Origin of the sequence: Variovorax sp. J2L1-78, from assembly GCF_030317205.1 — a bacterium.
GTDB classification, from domain to species: domain Bacteria; phylum Pseudomonadota; class Gammaproteobacteria; order Burkholderiales; family Burkholderiaceae_C; genus Variovorax; species Variovorax arabinosiphilus.
The window spans coordinates 286402-300497 of the sequence record NZ_JASZYB010000003.1 but is presented as its reverse complement, the minus strand read 5'-3'; the positions used below and the strand labels follow the sequence as shown (position 1 = coordinate 300497).

At 67.7% G+C, this 14096-nt stretch carries 14 protein-coding genes; 1 reads left to right on the top strand and 13 read right to left on the bottom strand.

Features of this window, described 5'->3' with window-relative positions; all coding sequences use genetic code 11:
* Positions 1 to 102: 102 nt before the first annotated feature.
* From QTH86_RS19890 to QTH86_RS19830, 13 genes are all read right to left on the bottom strand, one after another.
* Positions 103 to 810 (bottom strand): uracil-DNA glycosylase, encoded by a 708-nt coding sequence (locus tag QTH86_RS19890; protein ID WP_286647962.1) that lies wholly within the window; start codon positions 808 to 810, stop codon positions 103 to 105.
* On the bottom strand, positions 810 to 1610 hold the full coding sequence (gene trpC / locus QTH86_RS19885; protein ID WP_286647961.1) for an indole-3-glycerol phosphate synthase TrpC: 801 nt from the start codon (positions 1608 to 1610) through the stop codon (positions 810 to 812). The genes QTH86_RS19890 and trpC overlap by 1 nt, the downstream gene beginning before the upstream one ends.
* Positions 1611 to 1630: 20 nt before the next feature.
* Positions 1631 to 2656, bottom strand: a complete 1026-nt coding sequence (trpD, locus tag QTH86_RS19880) for an anthranilate phosphoribosyltransferase (RefSeq protein ID WP_286647960.1) — start codon at positions 2654 to 2656, stop codon at positions 1631 to 1633.
* A 13-nt stretch (positions 2657 to 2669) separates the two neighbouring features.
* Positions 2670 to 3329 carry a LysE family translocator gene (locus QTH86_RS19875; protein ID WP_286647959.1) on the bottom strand — a complete coding sequence of 220 codons (660 nt, stop codon included), beginning with the start codon at positions 3327 to 3329 and terminating at the stop codon, positions 2670 to 2672.
* A 10-nt stretch (positions 3330 to 3339) separates the two neighbouring features.
* Positions 3340 to 4389: a low-specificity L-threonine aldolase gene (ltaE, locus tag QTH86_RS19870; RefSeq protein ID WP_286647958.1), complete on the bottom strand. Its 1050-nt coding sequence runs from the start codon at positions 4387 to 4389 to the stop codon at positions 3340 to 3342.
* Positions 4390 to 4393: 4 nt separating this feature from the next.
* Positions 4394 to 4978 (bottom strand): aminodeoxychorismate/anthranilate synthase component II, encoded by a 585-nt coding sequence (locus QTH86_RS19865; RefSeq protein ID WP_286647957.1) that lies wholly within the window; start codon positions 4976 to 4978, stop codon positions 4394 to 4396.
* Positions 4975 to 5364, bottom strand: a complete 390-nt coding sequence (locus QTH86_RS19860; RefSeq protein WP_286647956.1) for a GxxExxY protein — start codon at positions 5362 to 5364, stop codon at positions 4975 to 4977. Before QTH86_RS19860 ends, QTH86_RS19865 begins: the two co-directional genes overlap by 4 nt.
* On the bottom strand, positions 5364 to 6866 hold the full coding sequence (gene trpE / locus QTH86_RS19855) for an anthranilate synthase component I (protein ID WP_286647955.1): 1503 nt from the start codon (positions 6864 to 6866) through the stop codon (positions 5364 to 5366). The genes QTH86_RS19860 and trpE overlap by 1 nt, the downstream gene beginning before the upstream one ends.
* A 211-nt stretch (positions 6867 to 7077) precedes the next feature.
* The gene (gene gph / locus QTH86_RS19850; RefSeq protein ID WP_444814040.1) at positions 7078 to 7707 is read right to left on the bottom strand and encodes a phosphoglycolate phosphatase; all 630 of its coding nucleotides are present in this window, start codon (positions 7705 to 7707) and stop codon (positions 7078 to 7080) included.
* A gap of 141 nt (positions 7708 to 7848) precedes the next feature.
* Complete coding sequence (gene boxA / locus QTH86_RS19845; RefSeq protein ID WP_286647954.1) at positions 7849 to 9126, bottom strand: benzoyl-CoA 2,3-epoxidase subunit BoxA; 1278 nt, start codon at positions 9124 to 9126, stop codon at positions 7849 to 7851.
* A gap of 5 nt (positions 9127 to 9131) precedes the next feature.
* Positions 9132 to 10559, bottom strand: a complete 1428-nt coding sequence (gene boxB / locus QTH86_RS19840; protein ID WP_286647953.1) for a benzoyl-CoA 2,3-epoxidase subunit BoxB — start codon at positions 10557 to 10559, stop codon at positions 9132 to 9134.
* A gap of 127 nt (positions 10560 to 10686) precedes the next feature.
* Positions 10687 to 12360 (bottom strand): 2,3-epoxybenzoyl-CoA dihydrolase, encoded by a 1674-nt coding sequence (gene boxC / locus QTH86_RS19835; RefSeq protein WP_444813994.1) that lies wholly within the window; start codon positions 12358 to 12360, stop codon positions 10687 to 10689.
* Between the two features lie 154 nt (positions 12361 to 12514).
* Positions 12515 to 13417 (bottom strand): helix-turn-helix transcriptional regulator, encoded by a 903-nt coding sequence (locus tag QTH86_RS19830; RefSeq protein ID WP_286648405.1) that lies wholly within the window; start codon positions 13415 to 13417, stop codon positions 12515 to 12517.
* Positions 13418 to 13628: 211 nt separating this feature from the next.
* Between QTH86_RS19830 and QTH86_RS19825 the strand changes: the two genes are divergently transcribed.
* A complete protein-coding gene (locus QTH86_RS19825; RefSeq protein ID WP_286647952.1) occupies positions 13629 to 14096 on the top strand; it encodes a 4-hydroxylaminobenzoate lyase in 468 nt (155 codons plus the stop codon).

The following is a 14096-nucleotide window of genomic DNA, read 5'->3' as shown; positions in this document are numbered from 1 at the left end:
GGTTCCGAAGCCGCGGCGTCGCGCCAAGACGTGGAAACCCGTGTTTTCTCCCCTCGGGCCGTTGCACGCATGCGACGGGCTACAAAAACAGGAGCATCGCCTTCAGCCTGAATGCTGCTCCCGCCAGGCACGCGCCTCGCCGAAGTGCCCGCAACCGATGAAAGGCAGCGGCGGACGCAAGGCCGACAGCGGCGACGGATGGTTGGCGGTCAGCAGCCGGTGGCGATCTGCGTCGATCAGCGCCCGCTTGCTCTGCGCGTGCGAACCCCACAGCATGAACACGACCGGGCGATCGCCCGCGGCCACCTGCCGGATCACCGCGTCGGTCAGCACTTCCCAGCCGCGCCCCGCATGGCTGGCCGCCTGCCCCTCCTCCACCGTCAGGCAGGTGTTGAGCAGCAGCACGCCGTGTGTGGCCCACTTAACCAGGCTGCCGCCGGGTTGCGGGAAGGCCGGTGGCGGCGTGCCCAGGTCGCGCTGCAATTCCTTGAAGATGTTGCGCAGCGACGGCGGCAGCGGCACGCCGGGCGCCACCGAGAAGGCCAGGCCTTCGGCCTGCCCGCGGCCGTGGTACGGGTCCTGCCCGAGGATGACGACGCGCACCTGCTCGGGCGGCGTGAGTTCCAGCGCACGCAGCGGCTGCGGAGGGAAGATGACCGCGCCAGCCTCCAGCCGTTCGCGCAGGAAGCCTTGCAGCTTCACGCCCACCGCGCTCGCGAAGAAGTCGTCGACCAGCGCCTGCCAGCCCGGCGCGACCGGCCAGTCCGCCGGGTCGGCACTCGCGAGTTGCGTGAGTTGCGTCGCCGCCATCACCGGAACAGCTCCGCCAGCGCCTCCCCGGGTTCGGGCGCGCGCATGAAGGCTTCACCGACCAGGAAGGCATGGATGTCCGCGGCACGCAGCCGCGCCACGTCCTCGCGTGTCGTGATGCCCGATTCGGTGACCAGCAGGCGCTCGGCCGGCACGCGCGAACGCAGGTCGAGCGTGGTCTGGATCGACACCTCGAAGCTGCGCAGGTTGCGGTTGTTGACGCCGATGAGCGGCGTCTTCAGCCTCAGCGCGCGGTCGAGTTCGACGCCGTCATGCACCTCGACCAGCACCGCCATGCCCAGGCCGAGCGCGATCGCCTCGAAGTCCTTCATCTGCGCATCGTCGAGGCAGGCCGCGATCAGCAGCACCGCGTCGGCGCCCATCGCGCGCGATTCGTAGATCTGGTAGGCGTCGACCATGAAGTCCTTGCGCAGCACCGGCAGGTCGCACGATGCGCGCGCCTGCTTCAGGAAGTCGATACCGCCCTGGAAGAACTGCCGATCGGTCAGCACCGACAGGCAGGCCGCGCTGATGGCGCCATCACCCTCGGCATAGCTCTGGGCGATGTCGGCCGGGATGAAGTCGGCGCGCAGCACGCCCTTGCTCGGGCTGGCCTTCTTGACCTCGGCGATCACCGCGGCCTGGCGTGCAGCGATCTTGCTGCGCAGGGCGCCGACGAAGTCGCGGGTGAGTACGCGGCTCTCGGCGTCGAAGCGCACGGCCTCCAGCGGGCTGCGCTTCATGGCAGCGGCGATTTCCTCGTGCTTGACGGCCACGATCTTGTTCAGGATGTCGGACATGGATCGGTCTTTCTCTCTCGTCAGAAGGCGGCGGTGGCGGCCACGAGCTCGGCCAGCTTGGCCTTGGCGGCGCCGCTGTCGAGCGCGGCGCGCGACTTCGCCACGCCGTCCGCGATCGAAGTGGCCACGTTGGCCGCATACAGCGCGGCACCCGCGTTGAGCAGCACGATGTCGCGGGCCGCGCCCGGCTCGTTGTCGAGCACGCCGCGCAGCATCGCCATCGACTGCTCGGGCGTCTCGACGCGCAGCGCGCGGTTGCTCGACATCGCGAAGCCGAAGTCCTCGGGATGCAGTTCGTATTCGCGGATCTCGCCGTCCTTGAGTTCGCCGACCATCGTGGCCGCGCCGAGCGAGATCTCGTCCATGCCGTCGCGGCCGTAGACCACGAGCGCGTGTTCGGCGCCGAGCCGCTGCAGTGCGCGCACCTGGATGCCCACGAGGTCCGGGTGGAACACGCCCATCAGGATGTTCGGCGCGCCGGCCGGATTGGTCAGCGGCCCGAGGATGTTGAAGATGGTCTTGATGCCCAGCTCCTTGCGCACCGGCGCGACGTTCTTCATCGCCGGATGGTGGTTGGGCGCGAACATGAAGCCGATGCCGACGTCGGCGATGCAGCGGGCGATCTGATCGGGCTTGAGGTTGATGTTGACGCCCAGCGCCTCGAGCACGTCGGCACTGCCCGACTTGCTGCTCACGCTGCGCCCGCCGTGCTTGCTCACCTTGGCGCCCGCGGCGGCCGCCACGAACATCGAGCAGGTCGAGATGTTGAAGGTGTGCGAGCCGTCGCCGCCGGTGCCGACGATGTCGACCAGGTGCGTTGTGTCCGCCACCGCCACCTTGGTCGCCACCTCGCGCATCACCTGCGCAGCGGCGGTGATCTCGCCGATGGTTTCCTTCTTCACGCGCAGGCCGGTGATCAGCGCGGCCATCATCACCGGCGAGCACTCGCCGCTCATGATGAGCCGCACGATGTGCAGCATCTCGTCGTGGAACACCTCGCGGTGCTCGATGGTGCGCTGCAGCGCTTCCTGGGGGGTGATGGGCATGGTGTCTCCCGTGTCAGTGTGTGGACGAAGAAAGCGGGTTGTCGGACAGTGCGAGCTTGATGCCGAAGCCGATGAACATGGCGCCGGCCACGCGGTCGAGCACGCGCATCCACTGGCGCACGGTGCCGCGCCGTGCCAGCCAGCCGGCCGCCACGGCCCAGCCGGTGTTGACCGGAATGGCGTTGAGGTTGAACAGCAGCCCCAGCAGCACGAAGGCCATCGCCTTGTTGCTGGCGTCCGGTGCGATGAACTGCGGCACGAAGGCCAGGAAGAACAGCGCCACCTTGGGGTTGAGCACGTTCGTCCAGAAGCCGCCCATGAAGATGGCCTTCAACCCGCGCGGCGAATCAACGACCGGTGCGGCATCGGTCACGACCGCAGGCATCGGCTTGGCGAACAGCATGCGCGCGCCCAGATACAGAAGGTAGCCGGCGCCGAGGTATTTGAGCACCGTGAAGGCTTCCGTCGAGGCGACCAGCAAGGTGCCCACGCCCACCGCGGCCGCCACGATGTGCACGAAGCAACCGGCGGTGATGCCCAGCCCGGCCACGATGCCCGCACGCACGCCCGAGCGCAGCGCGTTGCTCACGATGTAGAGCACATCGGGGCCGGGCGTCAGGTTGAGCAGCCAGCCCGCGACGATGAAGGCGATGAGGTGCGCGGTGTCCGGCATGCGCAAGCCCTCAGCGCGCGAAGAAGTCGCGGATCGCGACGAGCGCGCGATCGACCCCGCCCGCATCCACGTCCAGGTGCGTGACGAAGCGCAGCCGGTACAGCCCCGTCGCCAGGATGCCGCGCGCGTTCAGGTGCGCCAGCAGCTCCGTGGCGCGCGCGGCCGCCGCGCCCTCCAGGTCGACGAAGACGATGTTGGTCTGCGGCGCCTCGACCCGCAGCCCCTCGATGCCGGCCAGACCCGCTGCGAGCCGCTGCGCCAGGGCGTGGTCGCTGGCGAGCCGGTCGATGTGGTGGTCCAGCGCATGCGATGCGGCAGCCGACAGCAGCCCGGCCTGGCGCATGCCGCCGCCCGCCATCTTGCGGATGCGGTGCGCCCGCGCGATCAACTCGCGCGAGCCGCACAGGGCCGAGCCGACCGGCGCGCCCAGGCCCTTGCTGAAGCACACCGACACGCTGTCGAAACACTGCGCGATGCGGCGCGCCTCGGCGCGCACGTCGGTGCCCAGCGCCACGGCCTGCGCCGTCGCAGCGTTGAAGAGACGCGCGCCGTCGAGGTGGCGCTGCAGCCCGCGCGACCTGGCCAGGTCGGTGGCGGCCTGCACGTAGCCGAAGGGCAGCAGCTTGCCGCCCAGCGTGTTCTCCAGCGCCAAGAGCTTCGTGCGCGCGAAGTGCGCATCGTCGGGCTTGATGGACGCCTCGATCTGCGCGAGCGGCAGCGTGCCGTCCGGCGCATGGTCGAGCGGCTGCGGCTGCACGCTGCCGAAGACCGCGGCGCCGCCGCCTTCCCAGCGGTAGCAATGCGCCATCTGGCCCACGATGTACTCGTCGCCCCGGCCGCAGTGCGCGAGGATCGCGCAGAGGTTGCTCTGCGTGCCAGTGGGCATGAAGAGCGCGGCCTCGAAGCCGAGCATGCCCGCGATCTTCTCCTGCAGCGCATTGACGCTCGGGTCGGCGCCGAACACGTCGTCGCCCAGGGGCGCAGCGGCCATCGCGGCGCGCATGGCTGGCGTGGGCTGGGTGACGGTGTCGCTGCGCAGGTCGACGGCGGTATTCGGCATGGGCTCAGTCCAGGAAATTTTTCAGCATGGCGTGGCCGTGCTCGGTGAGGATGGATTCGGGATGGAACTGCACGCCCTCGATCCGCACGTCATGCGCGAAGCCGGCGTGGCGCACGCCCATGATCTCGCCATCGTAGGTGCTCGCCGTGATGGCCAGTTCGGCCGGGCAACTCGCACGCTCGATCGCCAGCGAGTGGTAGCGGTTGACGACGAACTTCTCGGGCAGCCCGGCGAACACGCCTTCGCGCGTGGTCGTGATCTCGCTGGTCTTGCCGTGCATGAGCTGCTGCGCGCGCACGATCCTGCCGCCGAAGGCCGCGCCGATCGCCTGGTGGCCGAGGCACACGCCGAGGATCGGCAGCTTGCCCGCGAAGGCCTGGATCGCCACCACCGACACGCCCGCCTCCGCCGGCGAGCACGGCCCGGGCGAGATCACCAGCCGCGCCGTGCCGGCCGCGATGCGCTCGCCGATCTGCGCGACGGTGACTTCGTCGTTGCGCACCACCTCCACGTCCGCCCCCAGCTCGCCGAAGTACTGGACGATGTTGTAGGTGAAGGAGTCGTAGTTGTCGACCATCAGCAGCTTCATGGCTTGGCTCCGATCCGATGCACGCCCTTCACCACGGGGAAGACGTTGAAGTTGATGAGCAGGCCGATCCGATGGCCCGACAGCCGCACCGCGGCCTGCGCCTGCGCACGGTGCAGGTCGTCGAGCGTATCGACCGCTCGCACCTGCACCACCATCGCCTGTTCGATGACGAAATCGGCGCGGCACACGTCGCCGAGCGCCCGGCCCTTGTAGCTGGCCGCGACCGGCACGTCGCGCTCGAAGCCGATCTCGCGCTCGGCCAGTTCGATGGCGAGCGCGGCGGCGTACACCGCTTCCGGCAAGCCGGTGCCCAGCACGCGCTGCACCTCGACGGCAGCGCCGATGATCTCGTGCGAGAAATCGTTGTTCTGAATGTCGTCGGCCATCATTCCAGTCCCTCTTCCACCAGTTCGGCCGCGCGCAGCAGCGCACGCGCCTTGGCCTCGGTCTCTTTCCATTCCAGCTCCGGCACCGAGTCGGCGACCACGCCGGCCGCGGCCTGCACGTGCAGCACCTGGTCCTTGATGACGCCGGTGCGGATCGTGATGGCGACATCCATGTCGCCCGCGTAGCTGATGTAGCCGCAGGCGCCACCGTAGAGGCCGCGCTTGATCGGCTCGAGCTGGTCGATGAGCTCCATCGCATGCACCTTCGGCGCGCCGGTCAGCGTGCCGGCGGGGAAGGTGGCCTTGAGCACGTCGATAGCGGTCATGCCGTCCTTCAACGTGCCTTCGACGTTGCTCACGATGTGCATCACGTGGCTGTAGCGTTCGACCGCGAAGGCCTCGGTCACCTTCACGGTGCCGGTCTTCGCGATGCGCCCGATGTCGTTGCGCGCCAAGTCGATCAGCATCACGTGCTCGGCACGCTCCTTCGGGTCGTTGATGAGTTCCAGCTCAGCGGCCTTGTCGAGTTCCATCGACGCGCCGCGCGGCCGCGTGCCGGCCAGCGGGCGGATCGTCACCTTCTGCTCGCCATCGGCCGTGTTCTCCTGGCGCACCAGGATCTCGGGCGACGCGGCCACCACGTGGAAATCGCCCAGGTGGTAATAGAACATGTACGGCGACGGGTTGAGCGAACGCAGCGCCCGGTACAGCGACAGCGGCGACTCGGTGTAGCGCTTGCTGATGCGCTGGCCGATCTGCACCTGCATGAAGTCGCCCGCGGCGATCAATTCCTTGGCACGCTCGACCGCGGCGATGTAGTCGGCCTTGGCGAAGCTGCGTTCCGCCGGATGCGCCTGCGACGGCTTCACCTGCGGCGCGCTCACCGAGTACTTCAATTGCTCGCGCAGTTCGCGCAGCCGGCGCTTGGCCACCGCATACGCCTCGGGCTGCGCCGGGTCGGCGTAGACGATCAGGTAGAGCTTGCCCGACAGGTTGTCGATGACGGCCAGTTCCTCGCACTGCAGCAGCAGGATGTCGGGGCAGCCGAGCGTGTCGGGCGGGCAGGAGTTCTCGAGCTTCTTCTCGACGTAGCGCACCGCGTCGTAGCCGAAGTAGCCGGCCAAGCCGCCACAGAAGCGCGGCAGGCCGGGCCGCAGCGCGACCTTGAAGCGCTTCTGATAAGCCGCGATGAAGTCCAGCGGGTTGCCTTCGGCCGTCTCGACGACCTGGCCGTCGGTTACGACCTCGGTGCGCGCCGCGGCGCCGAAGCCGCTCGCGCGGATCAGGGTGCGCGCCGGCAGGCCGATGAAGCTGTAGCGGCCGAAGCGCTCGCCGCCGACCACGGATTCGAGCAGGAAGCTGTACTTGCCGCCGTCCTTGGTGTGGGCCAGCTTGAGATAGAGCGAGAGCGGGGTTTCGAGGTCGGCAAAGGCCTCGGCCATCAGCGGGATGCGGTTGTAGCCCTGCGCGCTGAGGCTTTTGAATTCGAGTTCGGTGATCACGGTGGGGGTCTCCGTCGGCCAGCAGACGCTTCGTTCGGTCGCTGGCGGGTCATTCAAGGATCTGGCGCCGGGTCGTTCGGACCGGGGCCGCGGGCGCACGGCGTGCGCCGTGCCATCAAACAGGCAATGACGATGGCGTACGCCAAAGCCAGGCTCCCCGGCAGCCTTGACCTGTCTTGATGACGTGATGAATGAACATGGAGCGGCGAGTTTAGCCGAGCGTCGCGCCGTCGGCCAGTTCTGTCAGTTCGGTGAGCGAATCGACGACCGCATCGGCATCGACCTGGCGCACCGGCTGGCCGTGGTTGTAGCCGTAGCTCACCAGCACCACGGGGCAACCGGCGGCGCGCGCGGCCTGCGCGTCGTTGCTCGAATCGCCGACCATCAGCGTGCGGGCCGGCGTCGTGCCGAGCGCTTCGCAGGTTTTGAGGAGCGGCAGCGGGTCGGGCTTCTTGCGTTCGAAGGCATCGCCGCCGAACACCACCTCGAAGAAGCCGGCCAGGCCTTTCTGGGCGAGCAGCGGCCGGGCGAACGCGGTCGGCTTGTTGGTCAGGCACGCCAGGCGCCAGCCACGCTCGCGCATCGCCTGCAGGCCCGCGATCACCCCGTCGTAGACCGTCGCGTGCCGGCCGTTGATGCCCAGGTAGTGGTGCTGGTAGCGCGCGTAGGCCTGCGGGTAGCGCGTGTCCGGCGCCCCGACGTGATGCAGCACGGCATGGATCAGGTGCTCGGAGCCTTTGCCGACCATGCGTCCCACGGCGGCGGCGTCCACCGTCGGCAAACCGAGGTCGGCGAGCATGGCGCGCAGGGCGGCGACGAAATCACCCAGGGTGTCGACCATGGTGCCGTCGAGGTCGACGATGGCGGCATCCACATCGACCCGGCTCAAAAAACTGGCATTCACATTGATCAAGAAGAGTCCAAGAAGAACACTCGACTCTATCGAGATCCGCGGCCCCGAACTCCTGCGCCCTCATCGCCGTCAATAGGTCTCCAGGTGCAGGCGCCCCTGTTTCTTCAACGTGGCGGCGAGCTGTTCCCAGGGCAGGCCGGCCTCCTGCGCGACATCGCGCAATGCCAGCAACACGCCCTCCTCCATGCTCTTGAGGCCGCACACGTAGAAGTGCGTGTCGGCATCGCGCAGCAGCGATGCCAGGTCCGCGGCGCGCTCGCGCACGGCGTCCTGCACATAGCGCCGCGGCTGTCCCGGAACACGGGAGAAGACCAGGTTGATGTCGATGAAGTCCTTGGGCAGGCTCTGCAGCGGGCCGAAGTACGGGAGTTCCTGCTGCGTGCGCGCGCCGAAGAAGAGCATCAGCTTGCCGCCGTCGAACTTGCCGCTCTTGCGCAGGCGGCGCCGCCATTCGGTCATGGCGCGCATCGGTGCGCTGCCCGTGCCGGTGCAGATCATCACGATGTTCGACTTCGGGTGGTTCGGCATCAGGAAGGTGGAACCGAAGGGCCCAACCACCGTCACCGTGTCGCCGACCTTCAGGTCGCAGACGTAGTTGGAGGCGATGCCCCGCACCGCGTTGCCCTGGTGGTCGTGTGTCACGCGCTTGACGGTCAAAGAGACATTGTTGTACCCCGGGCGCTCGCCGTTGCGCGGGCTGGCGATCGAGTACTGGCGCGGATGGTGCGCCTTGCCCAGCGCGTCGATGCCGGGCGGCACGATGCCGATCGATTGCCCCTCCAGCACGGGGAAGGGCATCGCGCCGAAGTCCAGCACCACGTGATGGGTCTCGTTCTCGAAGCCGGCTTCGGTGCAGTTGAAGTTGCCGGTCACGGTCGCCGTCACCGGCCGTTTCGGCGCGTAGAGGTTGGTGTAGGCATGGGCGGCGGACCACGGCGGCGTGGTCGCACCGTAGCTCGTCGACATGAACGGCGCCTCGCCGGGCGTCACGACCGGCTCGACCTCGACCTGCACCGCCGCATCGAGGCCGCCGCCGGCATCCGTCACACCGGCAGCCTCGAGTTCTTCCGCGCTCAGTTCGGGCGGCAGTTCCTCCCAGCCGAGTTGCTCCTCAATGGAGTAGGCCCGTTGCACGGGCATGTTGCGCCAGTTGTCGATGGAGCCGGTGGGGCACGGCGAGATGCAGGCCATGCACCCGTTGCAGACATCCGCCCGGACGACATAGTTGTTGTCGTCGTGCGTGATGGCATTCACCGGGCACGTGGCCTCGCAGGTGTTACAGCGGATGCAGATTTCCGGGTCGATCAGATGCTGCTTGATCACGCCGGCCTCGACAAGCATGTCCATCGCAATCACCCGAAACGCACGTACTCGAAGTCGACCGGCTGGCGGTTGATGCCCATCACCGGCGGCGCGATCCAGCCGGCGAACTTGCCGGGTTCGATCACGCGGCCCATCAGCGAGGCGACGAAGGCGAAGTCCTCGGATGTCGGCAACCATTCGCTCTTCTTCGCTGCCCATTCCGCCTCGCCTACGACCCGGCCGTCCGGCGACATCTTGATGCCGGCGAGCGCGCCGATCTGGCGGTTGAAGGCCTTGTGCGGCACGGTCAGGCGCGTCGGGATGCCCGCCTTCTCCAGCACCTTGTTCCAGCGGTTCACGCCGGCCACCGAGTCCTTGATGAAGTCGTCGCGCAGCACCTCGTTCAGGGCGTTGAGCATCGGCACGTCCTTCTCGACCAACTGGCCGTTCTGCACCTCCAGCACCTTGTAGGTCTGGCCCTTGAGGACATGGTCGTCGGTGCGCTTGCCTTCTTCGTAGCGGCCCTTGAGGCCCGAGCTGTAGAAGATCGCCGCGTTGCTCGACTGGTCGGCGCCGAACAGGTCGATGGTCACGCTGTAGTGGAAGTTCAGGTAGCGCTGGACAGTGCCCAGGTCGATGGCGCCGGCAGCGCGCACTTTCTGCGCGTCGTCTGTCTTCAACTCGTTCATCACCTGCGCGGTGCGGGCCAGCACCCGCGACACGCCGCTCTCGCCGACGAACATGTGGTGCGCCTCCTCGGTCAGCATGAACTTGGTGGTGCGTGCCAACGGATCGAAGGCACTCTCCGCCAGCGCCGACAACTGGAACTTGCCGTCGCGGTCGGTGAAGTAGGTGAACATGAAGAAGGCCAGCCAGTCGGGCGTCTTCTCGTTGAAGGCACCCAGGATGCGCGGGTTGTCCTGATCACCGGACGTGCGCTGCAGCAGCGCCTCGGCCTCCTCTCGGCCGTCGCGGCCGAAGTGCTTGTGCAGCAGGTAGACCATCGCCCACAGGTGGCGGCCCTCCTCCACGTTGATCTGATACAGGTTGCGCAGGTCGTACATGCTGGGCGCGGTCAGGCCCAGGTGGCGCTGCTGCTCGACCGAGGCCGGTTCGGTGTCGCCCTGCGTCACGATGATGCGGCGCAGGTTGGCGCGGTGCTCGCCGGGCACGTCCTGCCAGGCCTTTTCGCCCTTGTGGTCCCCGAAATGGATCTCGCGATTCGCATCCCCAGGATTCAGGAAGATGCCCCAGCGGTAGTCGCGCATCTTCACGTGGCCGAACTGGGCCCAGCCCTGCGGGTCGACACTGACCGCAGTGCGCAGGTAGACGTCGTAGGCGGTCGAACCGTCCGGGCCGACGTCGTCCCACCAGTTCACGAAGTTGGGCTGCCAGCCTTCGAGCGCGCGCTGCAGGGTGCGGTCTTCGCTGAGGTTGACGTTGTTCGGGATCTTGTCGCTGTAGTTGACGGTGCTCATGTGGGACCTCTCAAAAGCTAAGAAATGTCTGTTCGGGAGATGCCGCGGAACCGGCTTTGCCGGGCCGCTGGCGTCGCCCCCTGGAAGGGGGTGGGCGCTGCGACACGAAGTGCGCAAGCCCCGGGGGTCAGACCCGATCCATGTCGAAGCCGGCCTTCTCGCCGGTGCCGTAGACCTTCAAGGCCCCCTTCGCACCAACGGCATTCGGCCGGTTGAAGATCCAGTTCTGCCAGGCGGTGAGCCGGCCGAAGATGCGGGTGTTCATGTTTTCCTTGCTGGCGAAGCGCAGGTTGGCTTCCAACCCGGTCAGCGCGTCGGGGGACATCGCCACGCGCTCCTCGATGGCCATGCGCAGTTCATCTTCCCAGTCGATGTCGTCGGGTGCCGCCGTCACCAGGCCGAGTGCCAGCGCCGCATCGGCGTCCAGCGCCTGGCCGACGGCCGCGCGGGCGGCTTCGAGCGGCGCGACCTCTTCATAGAAGCGGCGCTGCAGGCGGCTCTGGTCGTTCACCAGCGGATAGAAGCCGAAGTTGAACTCGTTGAGCGTGAGCTTGGGCGCACGCGCCGCGTCGTCGGGCAGCGCGAGCATGTAGGTGCGATCGGCTGCAAAGGCGATCTCCGCCAGCGTGCCGGCGAAGGCGGAACCCGGCTCGATCAGCGCGAAGAGGCTGCGCGACGAGACGTCCAGCCGCGCCAGCGTGCGGCGCAGCGCGCCGATGGTCTCGCGCACCAGCCAGTGGTCCTGGTGGGCGAGCATCAGCGCGTCGCTGGCCAGCACGGCTTGCGCGTCGCCTTCGGTCTTCAGCAGCCAAGTGCCGATGTCCAGTTCGTTGGTGCGCAGGTTCAGGATGGCGTCGTCCAGTTGGCGGCACATGGCGAGCGGCCACCAGGCCGCACCCGCGGCCTCGATGCCCGCGATGTCGGTCGGCTGCGCGCCCGTCGGCGCCTTGACGGTGAGCGTCGCGGTCCGGCGGGTGCGGTCGATGTCGACCTGCACATGCGCATAGCGCAGCGTGTCGGCCCCGTCTTCGCGCTCGATGCGCGCGAGCGTCACGCCCTTCGCGCCCTTGCCGGGCCGCTGGCTGCCCTCGGCCAGCTTGGCGGCGCGTTCCTGCACGGTGGCGGCGAACTGGGCCGGCTTGGCGATCGCGTCGACCAGGCGCCAGTCGACCGCGCGCTGGCCGCGCACGCCTTCGACGCTGGTGCAGAAGATGTCGGCCAGGTCATGCCGCACATGGCGCTTATCGGTCACCCGCGTGAGGCCACCGGTGCCGGGCAGCACGCCCAGCAGCGGCACTTCGGGCAGCGAGACGGCGGAAGAACGGTCGTCGACCAGCACGATCTCGTCGCAGGCCAGCGCCAGTTCGTAGCCGCCGCCCGCACAGGCGCCGTTGACCGCGGCCAGGAACTTCAGGCCCGAATGCTTGGAGCTGTCTTCGATGCCGTTGCGCGTCTCGTTGGTGAACTTGCAGAAGTTCACCTTCCAGGCATGGCTGGAGACACCGAGCATGAAGATGTTGGCGCCGGAGCAGAAGATGCGGTCCTTGCCGCTGGTCACGATGACCGACTGGACTTCCGGGTGCTCGAAGCGCACGCGGTTGAGCGCATCGTTGAGCTCGATGTCGACCCCGAGGTCGTAGCTGTTGAGCTTGAGCTTGTAGCCAGGGCGGATGCCACCGTCTTCCGCGATGTCGAGGGTCAGGCGCGCGACCGCGCCCTCGACGGCGAGTTGCCAGTGCCGGTACTGGGCGGGCTCGGTGCGGTAGTCGACACGCGGTGCTGGGGTCGTGGTTTCGGTCATGGGTTGTCTCCGTTGACAGCAGAAACAAGAAACATAATGCATTTCTTGCGATCAGTGCATGCATCATCATGCACATCAACAGCCAAGTCAATGCCTGTTGCACTTTTCTGCAGTTCAGGAAAACCCGGGCTGGCGCGCCGCCAGCAGGCAGGGATCAGACCGCTGCGGCGATCGCCGCGCGCACGGCGCCGCGCAGCACGTCGAAGCTCTGCGCCAGCGTCTGGCCGCTGGTGTCGACCGTCAGGTCGGCCTTCGAATAGAAGGCCGCGCGCCCGTCGAGGATGCGGTGCAGGTCCTCCATCGCCTCCTTGCTGGCGGCGATGGGGCGCGTGTCGCCCTGCGCCACGACGCGCCCCATGTGCTCCTCGGGCGCGGCACGCAGCCAGACGGTGGTGCAGTGCGCCAGCAACTCGTTGAAGGTGGCCGGATCGGACACGATGCCGCCCGGCGTGGCGATCACCACCTCGCTGTGGATCTGCACCGTTTCCTCCAGCGCGCGACGCTCGTAACGCCGGTAGGCGTTGGTGCCGTAGAGGTCATGGATCTCGCGCACGCTGCAGCCGGCGAGCTTCTCGATCTCGCGGCTCAGTTCGATGAACGGCACGTCGAGATCCTGCGCCAGCATCGGCCCCAGGGTCGACTTGCCGGCTCCGCGCAGGCCGATCAATGCGATGCGACGGTGGCGCGCGGCATCGCCGCGGCCGTTGCCCAGCAGTTCACCCAGGGCGATGCGCGCACGGCGCAGATCGGCTTCGCTGCGGTGCTCGAGCAGTTCGCGGATCAGCAACCACTCGGGCGAACTGGTCGTGACGTCGCCGACGAGCTCGGCGAGCGAGCAGTGCAAGGCCTGCGCCACCTGCTGCAGCACCAGGATCGAAGCATTGCCGGTGCCGTACTCGAGGTTCGCCAGGTGGCGCTCCGACACATCGGCCGCCACCGCCACCGCCTTGCGGGTGAGGCCACGCTGTGCACGCAGGCTGCGGACGCGTTCGCCGAGCACGGCGAGCAGGGGATGTCGCGGCGCTTCCGCGGTGACCGTGTCGATCGCACCCGCCATGGCGCCGCCACTCCGCCCTGCTTCCTCAGTCATGGAACTCCTCATTCGATGCCTTGATTTTGCGCGCTCAGGGTAAACGCCATACATGCATTATGTTGCTTGACACGCTGCATTTTGCTGCTTATTGTTTGATCGAGCGCAAGATACTGCACACCGCCGGATGCTGCAACTGCGCCGATCCCACGCACACCACAAAGCCACACGAGACGACATGTCCAAGGAAGCCTTTCACCACCTGATCGCCGGACTCAGCGCCCAGATCGCGGGCCGGCCGTTGGACGCCTCGCTGGACCGCTGGCTCAACGCGCAGCACGGTGTCGGCAGCCAGACCTACACCCAACTCAAGGCCGCCTGCATCGAGGGCGTGGCCGAGGGCTGGCTCTGCGAACGGGAAGGCGGCGGCATCCGCTACGGCCGCCCCTTCAAGCCCGAGGACGCGCTGCACCGCTTCTCGGTGGACGTGGTCGACATGGCCGATCTCGCCGGCCCGCACCATACGCATCCCAACGGCGAGATCGACCTGATCATGCCGATCGAGGGCGACGCGACCTTCGACGGCCGTCCGGCTGGCTGGTGCGTGTACCCGCCGGGCAGCGCCCACCACCCGACCGTCGACAACGGCCGCGCGCTCGTTCTCTACCTGCTGCCCGAAGGGCAGATCCAGTTCACCAAAAGTTGA

Excerpts from the sequence above, each read along its gene's own strand:
- QTH86_RS19830 (WP_286648405.1), bottom strand. The coding sequence starts at position 13,417 with ATGGCGGGTGCGATCGACACGGTCACCGCGGAAGCGCCGCGACATCCC.
- QTH86_RS19825 (WP_286647952.1), top strand. The coding sequence starts at position 13,629 with ATGTCCAAGGAAGCCTTTCACCACCTGATCGCCGGACTCAGCGCCCAG.
- QTH86_RS19890 (WP_286647962.1), bottom strand. The coding sequence starts at position 810 with ATGGCGGCGACGCAACTCACGCAACTCGCGAGTGCCGACCCGGCGGAC.
- boxC (WP_444813994.1), bottom strand. The coding sequence starts at position 12,360 with ATGACCGAAACCACGACCCCAGCACCGCGTGTCGACTACCGCACCGAG.
- boxA (WP_286647954.1), bottom strand. The coding sequence starts at position 9,126 with ATGGACATGCTTGTCGAGGCCGGCGTGATCAAGCAGCATCTGATCGAC.
- QTH86_RS19860 (WP_286647956.1), bottom strand. The coding sequence starts at position 5,364 with ATGGCCGACGACATTCAGAACAACGATTTCTCGCACGAGATCATCGGC.
- trpC (WP_286647961.1), bottom strand. The coding sequence starts at position 1,610 with ATGTCCGACATCCTGAACAAGATCGTGGCCGTCAAGCACGAGGAAATC.
- QTH86_RS19875 (WP_286647959.1), bottom strand. The coding sequence starts at position 3,329 with ATGCCGGACACCGCGCACCTCATCGCCTTCATCGTCGCGGGCTGGCTG.
- ltaE (WP_286647958.1), bottom strand. The coding sequence starts at position 4,389 with ATGCCGAATACCGCCGTCGACCTGCGCAGCGACACCGTCACCCAGCCC.
- gph (WP_444814040.1), bottom strand. The coding sequence starts at position 7,707 with ATGGTCGACACCCTGGGTGATTTCGTCGCCGCCCTGCGCGCCATGCTC.
- trpD (WP_286647960.1), bottom strand. The coding sequence starts at position 2,656 with ATGCCCATCACCCCCCAGGAAGCGCTGCAGCGCACCATCGAGCACCGC.
- QTH86_RS19865 (WP_286647957.1), bottom strand. The coding sequence starts at position 4,978 with ATGAAGCTGCTGATGGTCGACAACTACGACTCCTTCACCTACAACATC.
- boxB (WP_286647953.1), bottom strand. The coding sequence starts at position 10,559 with ATGAGCACCGTCAACTACAGCGACAAGATCCCGAACAACGTCAACCTC.